Source organism: Pseudomonas sp. 008 (assembly GCF_016861935.1).
Lineage (GTDB): Bacteria > Pseudomonadota > Gammaproteobacteria > Pseudomonadales > Pseudomonadaceae > Aquipseudomonas.
Window position 1 is genome coordinate 141,984 of record NZ_BOMA01000012.1, and the last position, 13,278, is coordinate 155,261.

At 59.4% G+C, this 13,278-nt stretch carries 15 protein-coding genes; 6 read left to right on the forward strand and 9 right to left on the reverse strand.

Annotated features, from left to right (window positions below; genetic code table 11):
• The first annotated feature begins 1 nt into the window (after position 1).
• Together antB and antC are read left to right on the forward strand one after the other, a co-directional pair.
• Positions 2-490, forward strand: a complete 489-nt coding sequence (gene antB / locus JUI81_RS22875) for an anthranilate 1,2-dioxygenase small subunit (RefSeq protein ID WP_064617270.1) — start codon at positions 2-4, stop codon at positions 488-490.
• An 18-nt stretch (positions 491-508) separates the two neighbouring features.
• Positions 509-1,540 (forward strand): anthranilate 1,2-dioxygenase electron transfer component AntC, encoded by a 1,032-nt coding sequence (antC, locus tag JUI81_RS22880; protein ID WP_028940859.1) that lies wholly within the window; start codon positions 509-511, stop codon positions 1,538-1,540.
• Positions 1,541-1,651: 111 nt separating this feature from the next.
• Here antC and JUI81_RS22885 read toward each other — a convergent pair whose 3' ends face one another.
• Complete coding sequence (locus JUI81_RS22885) at positions 1,652-1,864, reverse strand: DUF3079 domain-containing protein (RefSeq protein WP_204125088.1); 213 nt, start codon at positions 1,862-1,864, stop codon at positions 1,652-1,654.
• 224 nt (positions 1,865-2,088) lie between these two features.
• Between JUI81_RS22885 and JUI81_RS22890 the strand changes: the two genes are divergently transcribed.
• The 4 genes from JUI81_RS22890 to JUI81_RS22905 are packed head-to-tail and all read left to right on the forward strand — an operon-like array spanning position 2,089 to position 5,190.
• Complete coding sequence (locus JUI81_RS22890) at positions 2,089-2,613, forward strand: iron transporter (protein WP_018927822.1); 525 nt, start codon at positions 2,089-2,091, stop codon at positions 2,611-2,613.
• A complete protein-coding gene (locus JUI81_RS22895; protein ID WP_204125089.1) occupies positions 2,614-2,946 on the forward strand; it encodes a cupredoxin domain-containing protein in 333 nt (110 codons plus the stop codon). It begins immediately after the preceding gene.
• A 22-nt stretch (positions 2,947-2,968) separates the two neighbouring features.
• A complete protein-coding gene (locus tag JUI81_RS22900; protein ID WP_028940861.1) occupies positions 2,969-3,823 on the forward strand; it encodes an FTR1 family protein in 855 nt (284 codons plus the stop codon).
• Entirely contained in the window at positions 3,811-5,190 is a 1,380-nt protein-coding gene (locus tag JUI81_RS22905; protein WP_204125090.1) for a 4Fe-4S binding protein, read from the forward strand. The genes JUI81_RS22900 and JUI81_RS22905 overlap by 13 nt, the downstream gene beginning before the upstream one ends.
• A 16-nt stretch (positions 5,191-5,206) precedes the next feature.
• Here JUI81_RS22905 and JUI81_RS22910 read toward each other — a convergent pair whose 3' ends face one another.
• The 8 genes from JUI81_RS22910 to narH all read right to left on the reverse strand — a co-directional run bounded on the left by JUI81_RS22910 (position 5,207) and on the right by narH (position 13,278).
• A complete protein-coding gene (locus JUI81_RS22910) occupies positions 5,207-5,902 on the reverse strand; it encodes an anaerobic ribonucleoside-triphosphate reductase activating protein (RefSeq protein ID WP_204125091.1) in 696 nt (231 codons plus the stop codon).
• Complete coding sequence (gene nrdD / locus JUI81_RS32010; protein WP_028940864.1) at positions 5,899-6,066, reverse strand: anaerobic ribonucleoside-triphosphate reductase; 168 nt, start codon at positions 6,064-6,066, stop codon at positions 5,899-5,901. The genes JUI81_RS22910 and nrdD overlap by 4 nt, the downstream gene beginning before the upstream one ends.
• Positions 6,067-6,098: 32 nt before the next feature.
• On the reverse strand, positions 6,099-8,114 hold the full coding sequence (locus JUI81_RS22920) for a ribonucleoside triphosphate reductase (RefSeq protein WP_028940865.1): 2,016 nt from the start codon (positions 8,112-8,114) through the stop codon (positions 6,099-6,101).
• A gap of 209 nt (positions 8,115-8,323) precedes the next feature.
• Complete coding sequence (moaA, locus tag JUI81_RS22925) at positions 8,324-9,316, reverse strand: GTP 3',8-cyclase MoaA (RefSeq protein ID WP_204125092.1); 993 nt, start codon at positions 9,314-9,316, stop codon at positions 8,324-8,326.
• 25 nt (positions 9,317-9,341) lie between these two features.
• The gene (locus JUI81_RS22930) at positions 9,342-10,298 is read right to left on the reverse strand and encodes a peptidylprolyl isomerase (protein WP_028940867.1); all 957 of its coding nucleotides are present in this window, start codon (positions 10,296-10,298) and stop codon (positions 9,342-9,344) included.
• Positions 10,299-10,308: 10 nt separating this feature from the next.
• Positions 10,309-10,989 carry a respiratory nitrate reductase subunit gamma gene (narI, locus tag JUI81_RS22935; protein ID WP_018927813.1) on the reverse strand — a complete coding sequence of 227 codons (681 nt, stop codon included), beginning with the start codon at positions 10,987-10,989 and terminating at the stop codon, positions 10,309-10,311.
• Positions 10,982-11,737: a nitrate reductase molybdenum cofactor assembly chaperone gene (narJ, locus tag JUI81_RS22940; RefSeq protein ID WP_028940868.1), complete on the reverse strand. Its 756-nt coding sequence runs from the start codon at positions 11,735-11,737 to the stop codon at positions 10,982-10,984. Before narJ ends, narI begins: the two co-directional genes overlap by 8 nt.
• Positions 11,738-11,739: 2 nt before the next feature.
• Positions 11,740-13,278: a nitrate reductase subunit beta gene (gene narH, locus JUI81_RS22945; RefSeq protein WP_018927811.1), complete on the reverse strand. Its 1,539-nt coding sequence runs from the start codon at positions 13,276-13,278 to the stop codon at positions 11,740-11,742.

The following is a 13,278-nucleotide window of genomic DNA, read 5'->3' on the forward strand; positions in this document are numbered from 1 at the left end:
AATGAGCGCACTACAACATTCCATCGAACAATTCCTCTACCGCAAAGCCGAGCTGTGTGATCAGCAGGATTGGGACGCCTACATCGCCCTGTTTGATGAACAGAGCGAGTTCCACCTGCCGCAATGGGAGTCGGAGCATGTGTACACCACCGATCCCAAGCGCGGCATGTCGCTGATTTATTACTCGAACCGCTCCGGCCTGGAAGACCGGGTATTTCGTCTGCGCACAGGCAAGTCGGCAGCTTCAAACCCGATGCCGCGCACCTTGCATCAAATCAGCAATGTGCGAATCAAGGAGATCGATAACGGCTTGCTTGAAGTCAAGGCCGCCTGGGTCACGCTCTACACCCGGCAAGGGCTGTCCGAGCAGTTCTACGGCCATGTGACCTACCACCTCAAAGCGGACGCAGACAGCTGGAAGATCACCCGCAAGCACATCGTGCTGCTCAACGACACGATCAACTCAGTACTTGATTTCTATCACCTGTGAACTGTGGGGCACGCTGTCATGAACCATAAAGTCGCTTTCAGCTTCGCAGATGGCAAGACCTCGTTCTTCGAGGTCAAGCCCAACGAACTGCTGCTCGACGCCGCGCTACGCAATGGCGTGAACATCCCGCTGGACTGTCGCGAAGGTGTCTGTGGCACTTGCCAGGGTCGCTGCGAATCAGGCCAATTCACCCAAGACTACGTCGATGAAGAGGCCCTTTCCGAACAGGATCTGGCGCAACGCAAAATGCTCTCTTGCCAGACCCGCGTGCAATCGGATGCGTCGTTCTATTTCGACTTCGATTCGAGCTTGTGCAACGCTGGCGCAACCCGGTTACTGCAAACGGTGATCACCGGTGTAGAACAGGTGTCGGCCACCACGGCGATCCTTCATCTGGACGCTTGCGCCCACCAGCAGCAATTGGACTTTCTTCCGGGGCAATACGCTCGACTGCATGTACCGGGCACCAGTGAGTGGCGCTCCTACTCATTCGCCAACCGCCCCAACCCCACCAACCAATTGCAGTTTCTCATCAGGCTCCTGCCTGATGGCGTGATGAGCAACTTCATCCGTGAGCATTGCCGCCCCGGTCAAGTACTCGAGCTCGAGGCCCCATTGGGGAGCTTCTATCTACGTCAGGTGACCAAGCCTCTCGTACTGGTGGCAGGAGGAACCGGCCTGTCGGCCTTCCTCGGGATGCTTGATAACATTGCAGAAAAAGGTGGCTGCGGGCACCCGATCCAACTGTTCTATGGCGTCACCCAGGACAATGACCTGTGCGAAACTCAACGCCTGGCCGATTATCGCGAACGAATCGCCGACTTCGACTATCACCTTGTGGTTTCAAAACCCTCCGTGGATTGGCAAGGTAAAACCGGGTGGATTCCTGACCACTTCGACCGTCAGTCGTTCGAAGCCAACCCATTCGACATCTATCTGTGCGGTCCTCCGCCCATGGTCGACGCGATTAAAACCTGGTTCAACGATCAGAAGATCGAGCAGTTCCAGATGTATTACGAGAAGTTTATCGATAGCAATTCCACACATTGAGCAACAGGGAAATATCCGGAGAGGCATCCAGATATTTCCCTGTTTTTTTATCGTCTGACTACGTCGCAGCCAATCTCCCTTCCTCTAAGAATCAGCGAGGTTTGGCGTGCACTAGACGCCATCATCCGCTGTCTTGTCCGTGACGATGAGGGGCTCGATGCCCCAGTCTCCAGACAAATACCAATCTTCTCCGAACATCTCCGCCGGATGCATCGTACGGTCGGAGCCATTGCCGCATGCCAGGGACTTGGCCGGACAATACCGGTCGCACCCCCAACAGATCCGTTCGGGGTGCTTGGGGCTGATGGGGAAGTTCTTGGCCATTTCGATCTCCGGTCATTGAGAGACGTTCTTCCAACCTAAGGCCTTTGTGCAAAACCATCCTTGATGGATATCAAGAATCGACATCGAGCGACTGCTCTCCCTATCGCGATCCTGGAGCTAAGCTTCTAACGGTTTAATTGATCAAAACTTGATAACAATCATTATTGTTCGCAGCAAAGCTTCCTAGACTCGGGTTCCTACTCGCCAGTGCTCAGGAAGACATTATGCGTACCCACCTCTCACTCGCCCTGCTCTTGCTCGTACCGCTGGCTCACGCAAAGGAATACCCGATCGGGGAACCACAGCTGTGTCAGGGACTGGAAGTCGGGGCAGTGTATCTGCAACCGATCGAGATGGCCCCGGCTGGCATGATGCGCGCTACTGTCGATTCTGATGTTCACCTGGAAGCCGACATTCGGGCCACCGCGGACAATCGACAGGGCTTTCAGGAAGGCAGTTTCGTGCCTTACCTCAATGTCTCGTTCAACTTGAGCAGAGCGGGTAACCCGGACGAAATCAAGGGTGACTTCCATGCCATGGTCGCCAATGACGGCCCGCACTATGGCGACAATGTGAAGCTGCTGGGGCCGGGCAAATATCGGCTGACGTTCACCGTGCTCCCCCCCACCGGTCACGGCTCCCTCGGGCGTCATACCGATAAGGAAACCGGTGTAGCGCCCTGGTTCGAACGCTGCGAACTGCACTACGAATTCATCTACGCAGGCATCGGCAAAAAAGGCGGCTATTGAATGAAGCGCCTGCATCTTGCCTGGCTGATCGTGGCCGGAACAGTTGCGCCGTTGACGGCCCATGCCGAGTTGCCGAGCTTTGAGCTGACCCTGCGCGATGGCCACTTCTCCCCTGCCTTGCTTGAGGTCCCGGCCGGACAGCGTTTCAAGATCGTCCTGAAAAATAGCGGTCAGGGGCCGGCGGAGTTCGAGAGCACGCCGTTGCGGGTTGAAAAAGTACTGTCGCCGGGCGTGACAACCTTCGTCGTCATTCACCCGCTCAGGCCCGGCCACTATCCCTTTTTCGATGAGTTCAATCCGCAATTGCCCGAGGGCGGCATCCTCGCGAAATAACCTGTTAGCGCACGGAGCTTCCATGAATCAATCAATGTTCATCGTCTGGCGCGAAAGCGTCGAGGCGTTGCTGGTGATCGGCATTCTCCAGGCCTGGGCCAGCCAACAAGGCCAGCGTCATCGCTTGGTCAAATACCTGTGGGCGGGTGTGATGCTGGGGTTGATGCTCTCGGGCCTGCTGGCGGTGTTGATTCTGTTTGCCGGTGAGGCCATGAGCGGGTCGGCCAGTGAATGGTTCCAGGCCGCACTCGCACTGTTTGCCAGCCTGTTAATGGTGCAAATGGTCGGCTGGATGCACCGTCACGGGCGCACCCTCAACCACGATTTGCGACGGCACGCCGATAGCCACCTGGCCCGCCAAGGAGGCGCAGGTCTACTACTGCTGGCCATGCTCGCGATCAGCCGTGAAGGCAGCGAAACGGTGGTATTTCTCTATGGCGCCGGCGCCCGATTGCGGGGTCCGCAGCTCGGTTTGTTTGCCGTCGGCGGCGTGTTGGGGCTGGTGCTGTCCGCGCTGACCATTACGCTGCTGCACAGCAGTCGCCGCTTCATTTCATGGCAACGATTCTTTGCCATCAGCGAAGTCATCTTGCTCATGCTCGGCGCGGGGTTGCTGGTCAGCGGCACCGAGCGAATCGGCGGCCAACTGCTCGCCCTGGATGTGCCGGACGTGGTTTACAGCCTCGTAGGCGAATCGCTTTGGGACAGCAGCGCTTGGCTGAGCGACAGCCATGGATTGGGTGGCTTTCTGGCCAGTTTTGTCGGTTATCGCGCAACGCCCAGCGGCATGACCTTACTGGTGTGGGTCGGTTACTGGCTGGTCGTCAGCGCCTGGCTACGCCAACGGGCTGCGGAGAAAGTCCCATGCCTGACCTGAGCCGGCACAATCGATGGCTCCAGCGCCTGGGTGACGGGATGCGTCGCCATGCGTCCGTCATCCGAGTGCTGCAGTGGGCTGTCGTACTGTTTTACGCAGTGCTGTTGGTGACCCCGGCGCTGTTGCCGCTGCCGGACAGCCAAGCACGGATACTCGACAACCTGACCTTGCTCGCGCAGTTTTTATTCTGGGGAATCTGGTGGCCGTTCGTGTTGCTGTCGATGGTGTGCTTCGGTCGACTCTGGTGTGGCGTTCTGTGCCCGGAAGGTTCGCTCAGCGAATGGGCCAGTCATTACGGGAAAGGCCTGGGTGTGCCGCGTTGGTTGCGTTGGGGCGGCTGGCCCACATTGGCGTTCTGCCTGACGACCCTCTACGGCCAATTGATCAGCGTCTATGACTACGCCCAGGCCGCACTGTTGATTCTGGGTGGTTCGACCGTCGCAGCGGTCATCATCGGGTTGTTGTTCGCCCGGGGCAAGCGGGTCTGGTGCCGTTACCTGTGCCCGGTCAGCGGCGTTTTCTCCCTGCTCGCCCGGCTGGCCCCTGTGCACTTTCAGGTCGATGAGCAACGCTGGATAGAGAATGCCGCACCACGCCTGCCACCCCCCAACTGCGCTCCCCTGCTCGATATTCGCCGCCTGCAAGGCGCCAGTGATTGCCACGCCTGCGGACGCTGCAGCGGGCAACGCGGCGCCGTGCAGCTGATCGCCCGCTCCAGCAATCAGGAGATTCTTCACGCAACCGCGCAGACGCTGTCCCCTTGGGATACACGCTTGCTGCTGTTCGGTGTGATCGGCTTGGCCATGGGCGCGTTTCAGTGGACAGTCAGCCCATGGTTTATCGCCCTCAAACAAAACCTGGCCCAGTGGCTGGTAGAACACAACCAGCTCTGGGCATTGCAGGACAACGCCCCCTGGTGGTTGCTGACCCATTACCCGCAACTCAACGACAGCTTCAGCTGGCTCGACGGCTTCAGCATTGTCGCTTACTTGAGTGTGAGTTCGATCATGCTCGGCACGGCGTTGATGCTGCTCCTAAGCCTGACGGCCCGACTGGCGCGAGATCGCGCACTGTATTGGCCTCTGGCGCTGACACTCACGCCTGTGGGTGGCGCCGGGCTGTTTCTCGGGCTGTCGGCCACCACCGTCAAATTACTGCGTTATGAAGGTCTGCTGCTGGAGTGGGTACAACCCGCCAGGGCCTGTCTGTTATTGGCCGCCATGGGGTGGAGCCTGCTACTGGGTTGGAAACGGTTGCGACACGAAGGTGTTTCCCTGATCCGGCGTGTGTCGGGTGGCGTTTGCCTGTTCCTCGCCAACGGCCTGATCGGGTTTGGCTGGTGGTTGCAGTTCTGGGGCTGGGCTTGAGTTTCCCCAGCCCCCGTTACCCCCGTAGCACGAAGGCTGGGAACAACTCGCGCATGGCCTCCCACAACTCTGGCAACAAGGCTTGCGTCGAAATGCTCGGCAATAGCGGATCGAACATCCGCTCGGTGCGGACCAGTTGCACGGCGAAGCGTTTGACGCCGAGCGCGCTCAAGTGTTTTGCCAGGATCAGCAGACGCGCCGGCTCGAACAGATGCCAATGCACGGTGGTGCGACATTCGTAGTCCACACCACTGGCCAGCAGATGCTCAAGGCTGCGCCAGTTAGCCGTTCCGCTGCCCTCGACCCGGGTGATGGCCAGGCAATCCTCGGGCAACGCCTTGACGTCGAAACCGACCCAATCCGCGCCAGTCAGAGCCTTGGCGAAGGCGGCAGGTTTAATGCCAGCGCTGTGCAAGCCGATGCGAAAGCCCATGTCCCGCACTTCATCCATGGCGCCGAGCAAGCCGTCTTGCAAGGTGGGCTCACCACCGCTGAACACCACGGCATCGAGCAGGTCCTGACGACGTTGCAGAAACGCCAACACCCGCCGCCACTCCACTTCCTCACTGCCACGAGGCGGAATCAGCTGCGGGTTATGACAGTAACGACAACGCCAGGCGCAACCCTGGCAAAACAGCACGCAGGCGAGCTGTCCCGGATAGTCGATAGTGGTCAGGGGCACCATGCCCCCGACCCGAAGCATTCGACTCATTGGCGCCCGGCCAGGGCTGCGCCTTCAGTGAAGTGCACCCGCTCGCGGTGCTCCGACTGTTTACCTGGATTGAACGCTGACACAGGACGGTGATAGCCCATCACGCGGGTCCAGATTTCGCAGCGTTGGCGTTGAGCCTGGGGCAGAGTTTGCGATGCAGTCATGGTGAAGCTCCTTGCGGTTGAGTGGATCAAAATCAATGAACGGTGCCAGCCTTCTGTTCTTGCAACAGCAGGACCTCGTCACATTTGGGGCAAAACTCATGTTCGCCATCGAGGTAGCCATGCACCGGGCAGATGGAGAAGGTCGGGGTCACGGTCAGGTACGGCAGGCGGAAACGTCCAAGGGCCTTGCGCACCAGTTGCTTGCAGGCCTGGGTCGAGGAGATCCGCTCGGCCATGTACAGGTGCAAGACCGTGCCGCCGGTGTATTTGCATTGCAGTTCGTCTTGAAGTTCCAGGGCCTCGAAGGGGTCTTCGGTGTAGCCCACGGGCAGTTGCGAGGAGTTGGTGTAATACGGTGCCTGCGCACTGCCCGCCTGGAGAATGTCCGGATAGCGCTTGAGGTCTTCCTTGGCGAAGCGGTAGGTGGTGCCTTCTGCCGGTGTCGCTTCCAGGTTGTAGAGATGACCGGTTTCCTCCTGGAAACGCAGCAAGGTGGCACGTACATGGTCCAGCAGATTCAGGGCAAACTGTCGGCCATGTTCGGTGTGCATGCCCTCCTCGTCGCCGGTGAAATTGCGCAGCATTTCATGCAGGCCGTTGAGGCCGATGGTGGAAAAATGGTTACGCAAGGTGCCCAGGTAGCGCTTGGTGTAAGGGTACAAACCGGCATCCATGTGGTGCTGAATGACCTTGCGCTTGACCTCCAGGCTCTCCATTGCCAGCTCCATCAGCGTGTCCAGGCGTCGCAACAAGCCACTGGTGTTGCCCTTGAACACATAGCCCAGGCGTGCACAGTTGATGGTCACCACGCCGAGCGATCCGGTCTGTTCCGCCGAACCGAACAAGCCACCGCCGCGCTTGAGCAACTCGCGCACATCGAGCTGCAACCGGCAGCACATCGAACGCACCTGATTGGGCTGCATGTCCGAATTGAGGAAGTTCTGGAAGTACGGCAAACCGTAACGCGCCGTCATCTCGAACAGACGGTCGGCGTTCTCACTGTCCCATGGAAAGTCATGGGTGATGTTGTAGGTCGGGATCGGAAAGGTGAACACTCGCCCTTTCGCGTCGCCAGCCTGCATCACCTCGATGTACGCGCGGTTGAGCAGGTCCATTTCGACTTGCAGATCACCATAGGCAAACGGCATCTCCTCACCGTCGATGACGGGTATCTGCTCACGCAAATCCTGCGGGCAAACCCAGTCGAAGGTCAGATTGGTGAACGGCGTCTGGGTGCCCCAGCGCGATGGCACATTGAGGTTGTAGATGAACTCCTGGATCGCCTGGCGCACCTCCTGATAACTCAGCTGGTCCTTGCGTACGTACGGCGCCAGGTAGGTGTCGAACGAGCTGAACGCCTGGGCGCCGGCCCATTCGTTTTGCAGGGTGCCGAGGAAATTCACCATTTGCCCCAGGGCACTGCTCAAGTGCTTCGGCGGACCGGCCTCGACACGCCCCGGCACGCCGTTAAGACCTTCATGCAACAGGGTGCGCAGCGACCACCCGGCACAGTAACCGGCGAGCATGTCCAGGTCGTGCACATGCAAATCCGCGTCGCGGTGGGCCTGGCCGATGGCTTCGCTGTACACCTCGTCCAGCCAGTAGTTGGCGGTGACCTTGCCCGACACGTTCAACACCAGCCCGCCCAGGGAATAGCCCTGATTGGCGTTGGCCTGGACCCGCCAGTCTTCACGGTCGAGGTATTCGTTCATCGAAGTCGCCACCTCGACCATGGTCCGGCGGTCGCGGCGCAAACGTCCGTGCTGTTCGCGGTAGACGATGTAGGCGCGCATGGCGAAGAAAAAACCGGCGTCCATCAACACCCGTTCGACACGATCCTGGATCTGCTCGACGTGCAGTCTTGGCAGACCTTCCAGCCGGGCCAGCACGGCCTGAAGCAACCCCTCAACCTCAACCTCGGTGTACTCCCCTGTCGCCTTGCCGGCGGCGATCAATGCCTGGCGGATCTTGTCCGCATCGAAGGCGACCAGACTGCCATCGCGTTTGTGCAAGCGGTTACATCCCACTGAGATCAGCGTGCTCTGCATTTGGCCTCCAGATACTACATATAGATGTTCAGACACAATCAAACACAACATGCAGTGAAGACTACGGACAAAGTGCTGTTCTGCAATTGATCGACATCAAGATTTGCCGGTGAAAAAAACCGCCCGAAGGCGGTGAAGGAAAAATCGGTGTGAACACTGTGGCTAGGGAGCAAGCTCCCTAGCCACAGTGTTGTGTTTTACAGACCTGCTCAACCGCCACTCATGTTCATGAACCGCACAATCTGCACCTCCCCTTCGGGGTTGAAGTCGTGGCGCAATGGCTTGCCGCGCAAGGCCTTTTGCACCGCATTGATCAGCGGCTGGTCGTCCAGCGGATAACGCCGCAGCAATCCGCGCAAATCCAGCGCGTCTTCCTGGCCAAGACAGAGCAACAGCTTCCCTTCAACGGTCATCCGCACCCGGTTGCAGGTGCCACAGAAATTGTGACTGTTGGGTGAGATGAAACCGATCCGAGTCTCGGGATGGCGTTCCAGGCGCACATAGCGCGCCGGTCCGCCGCTGTTTTCAGTGCTGTCGAGCAACCGGTGACCACTGGCGATCAGCGCCCGGACCTCATCGCTGGAACAAAACGATTCGCCCCGGGAACGCCCGACATCACCCAAGGGCATTTCCTCAATGAAACTGATGTCGATGCGTTGATCGATGGCGTACTGCACCAACGCCGGAACTTCATCGAAGTTGCGCCCTTTCATCACCACGCAGTTGAGTTTGATCCGCTCGAACCCCGCATCCCGCGCCGCTTCAATGCCACCCAGCACCTGATCGAGATCGCCGTTGCGGGTGATTGCGCGAAATTTCTGCCCGTCCAGACTATCGAGGCTGATGTTCATCCGCTTGACGCCTGCCTCCGCCAACGGCCGGGCCAGACGGCCCAGCTGCGAGCCGTTGCTGGTCATCACCAGCTCGCGCAAACCGGGCAATGCGGCGATGTTGCGGCACAGTTCGACAATGCCCGGACGAATCAGCGGCTCACCGCCGGTGAGGCGGATTTTGCGGACGCCCAACCCGACGAACAACGTTGCCAGGCGCTGCAATTCCTCCAGCGTCAGGACCTGCTGACGCGTCAGGAACGTCATGTTTTTCGCCATGCAATACACACAACGAAAATCACAACGGTCCGTCACCGACATCCGCAGATAATCGATCTGCCGTCCAAAACCATCCTGCATCACAGCGTTCATCACATCTCCCGGTTTGTCTCGATGCTCACTGCACCAGCGGTGAGTCGGCGCCCTGCAAGTGGATGCCACGAATATCCGCCGCTCCGATCAGGGTTTGCAGGTACTGCACCAGCGCTTTTTGCCAGACGCCTTGCTGCAACTGCGTGCGGATCGCCGTCGACACCACTTCATAGGGCAACGGCATGCCTTCGATCCGCTGATCGACACTGACCACATGCCAGCCGTAGCGACTTTCCAGCGGTTTGCTGGCCAGGCCCGGCGCCAGAGTGAACAGCTGACGTTCCAGTTCGGGCACGGTCTGGCCCTTGCTGATCTGCCCCAGAGAACCGCCTTGAGCCTTCGACGGGCAGGCCGAATATTTCACCGCCAGCTCGGCGAAACTGCCGGGAAAATCCGCCAGCCGCTGCAACAGGATTTCGGCCTGGACATGCGCCAGCGCACGGGCCTCGGCGTCGTCCGGTGCGCATTCGAGCAGGATGTGCCGCACCGCCAATAACGGTGCGCTGTGGAAGCGCCCGCGATTGTTTTCGTAGTAGCGCAGACTGGTTTCCTCGTCGCACTGCGGCACGTGCACCTCGCGTTCGAGCAACAAACGCGTGGCCGCTTCTTCTTCGTTCTCACCAGCGCCGATCTCCAGCGCCAGGCCGAGTTCGGCAATGCGCTGCTGCAACAATTCGCGGATCACCAGTGCCCTGGCGGCCAGATAGACCGCCTCTTCACGGCTTTCGGCCGGGTGATATTGCAGCTCCTGGGCCATTGCCTCAGGCGTGATCGACACCCCGTTGACGCTGATGATCGGCCACTCCTGTTCGCTGCTGGCGATCAACTGCACCGGGGCGTCCTCGGCCGCCGCCGGCTCGACCGGCAGTGCTTCAAACTGCGCGATGTCGACAACTTCCGGTACCGAAAGCTCTGCATTTTTAGAAGAACCGCAGCCACCGCTGCCGCCGTTACCGCCGCCACATCCACATCCACCTGACATGATGTTCTCCTCAGACTTTCTGCCGAACGATTTGATAACGACGCCCCAGGTACCAGATCGGTGCACTGACGATGTGTACGAGACGGGTGAAGGGGAACAACACGAACAGGGTCAAGCCTAGAAACACATGCAGCTTGTAGGTCAGCCCGACCGGCGCAATGGACGCCGCCGCTTCCATCGGCCGCAACAGCACGGTGTTCTGCGCCCAGTCGGCGAGCATCACCATCACCGAGCCGTCCATGTGCGCGGTGGACGCTGCAATCGTCAGCAAACCGAGCAGCAACTGCACCAGCAGCACCAGCAGAATCAAAATGTCCGAAGCGCTAGAGGCGGCACGTACCCGAGGATCGGTGAGCCGCCGATTGACCAGCATCAGCAAGCCGATCAGGCACAGCAGGCCGAAGAGCCCGCCGGAGACCATCGCCAGCAACTGCTTGTTCTCGGTGCTGATCACATGGTGATAAACCGATGCAGGCGTCAGCAGGCCGACGAAATGCCCGGCCAGTACAAACAGCACACCGATGTGGAAGAGGTTGCTCGCCACGCGCATGCCGCGCTGGTTGAGCATCTGGCTGGAGCCAGCCTTCCAGGTGTACTGCGACAGATCGAAACGGGCCCAACTGCCAATCAGGCAAATCGCCAAAGCGACATAGGGATAGATCCCGAACAACAACAGGTTCCATTTAGACATTGCCTACCTCCTTGGCTGGCACGGTGGCCAACCCTTCATGCTGAAAATCCACCCAGTGCAACGGCACGGCGCTTTCTTCCCGGGCCTTGCCCGGGGCGCCAGGCAACGAACTGCAACGGTCTTGCTGTTCGGCCTGGAGAAAGTCCACGGCCTCCTCTTCCCAGATCTTGTCGAGGGCTTCGAGGGAGTCGTCGCGCGGTTCCGCCGCCACCTGCGCCCGCAGGTCGGCCACCGCCTGATGCGGCTCGGCCCCGGCGATTTGCAGCAACGCCCGGAAGCAACTGGCATAGGCGCTTTCGCGCTCTTCCAGACGCGCCGCGAGCAAGGCCAGCAAGTGCGAAACATCCGCCAGGCCCTCGCGGGCCTCGAGGTCTTCGCGGGTGGACAGGAACTCCAGGTACAGCGGGATATAGTCCGGCAGCTCCTTGACGCCGATGGCAAAACCGGCGGCTTCGTATTGCGCCATCATGTCGACCATGGCCTGGCCACGATCGCGGGATTCGCCGTGCACATGCTCGAACAACAGCAACGACAGCGAACGCCCCCGGCCGAACAGCGCGCCGTAGTGCTCCTGCCCGTCCATCAGGTCATTGGCGCAGATCAACTCCAGCAATTCGAACAACGCACCGCGCTGTTTAGGGCTGATTTCCCGTGACTGGATGATCGTTTGCTCCAGTTCGTCGCGCCCGCCAATCAGCGTCTCGGTCGGATAGTCGAGCAGCAGCGAAATCACTTTGAGAATTTGCATGCTCATTCCTCCCACAACTGGACGGTTTTCAGGACGTCGCGGCGGTTGGCTTTCTTCGCACCGAACATGTTGGTGTCGGAGCTGCCGCTGCAACCGCTGCCGAAACTGAAGCCGCAACCGGAGCGCTCGGCAAAGGCGTCGCTCATGGCGTCTTCACGGTGGGCACTCGGTACCACAAAGCGGTCTTCATAGTTGGCAATCGCCAGGTAGCGATACATCTCTTCGACCTGGGCCACGCTCAAGCCGACGTCCTTCAACACTTGCAGGTCCTGAACGCCATCGACTTGCTCGGAACGTTTGTAGGCGCGCATCGCCAGCAAGCGTTTAAGTGCGCGCTTGACCGGTTTTTCATCGCCCGCTGTCAGCAGGTTCGCCAGGTACTTCAGTGGAATACGCAGGCTGTCGACATCCGGGATCACCCCGTTCATGCCCACGGTGCCGGCAGTGGCGGCGTTCTGGATCGGCGACAGCGGCGGCACGTACCAGACCATTGGCAAGGTGCGGTATTCCGGGTGCAGCGGCAGTGCGAGTTTCCAGTCCACGGCCATTTTGTAGACCGGCGAACGCTGGGCGGAATCAATCACCGACTGCGGTACGCCATCGGCCAGGGCCTGGCGAATCACTGCCGGGTCATTCGGATCGAGGAAGATCTCCAGTTGTTTCTCGTACAGGTCTTGCTCATTGGCGGTGCTCGCCACTTCGCTGATGCGGTCGGCGTCATACAGCAGCACACCGAGGTAACGGATACGCCCGACACAGGTTTCGGCGCAAACAGTCGGCATCCCGGCTTCGATACGCGGGTAGCAGAAGATGCACTTCTCGGACTTGCCGCTTTTCCAGTTGAAATAGATCTTCTTGTACGGGCAGCCGCTGATGCACATCCGCCAGCCACGGCATTTTTCCTGGTCGATCAGCACAATGCCGTCTTCTTCACGCTTGTAGATCGCCCCGCTCGGGCACGACGCTGCGCACGCCGGGTTGAGGCAGTGCTCGCACAGGCGCGGCAAATACATCATGAAGGTGTTTTCGTATTCGCCGTAAATGTCCGCCTGGATCTTGTCGAAGTTCTTGTCCTTGCGGCGCTTGGCGAATTCGGTGCCGAGGATTTCTTCCCAGTTCGGGCCCCATTCGATTTTCTCCATGCGCTTGCCAGAGATCAGCGAACGCGGGCGCGCAGTGGGCTGATGCTCGCCCAGCGGCGCGGTATGCAGGTGCTGGTAATCGAAGTCGAACGGTTCGTAGTAATCGTCGAGGCTCGGCAGGTCCGGGTTGGCGAAAATATTCGCCAAGACCCGGAATTTACCGCCGATGCGCGGGTTGATCGTGCCGTTGGCATTGCGGATCCAGCCGCCCTTCCACTTGTCCTGGTTTTCCCATTCTTTCGGGTAACCGATGCCGGGTTTCGATTCGACGTTGTTGAACCAGGCGTATTCCATGCCTTCGCGGCTGGTCCAGACGTTCTTGCAGGTAATCGAACAAGTGTGGCAGCCGATGCATTTGTCCAGGTTCAGGACCATGCCGATTTGTGAGCGAATCTTCAT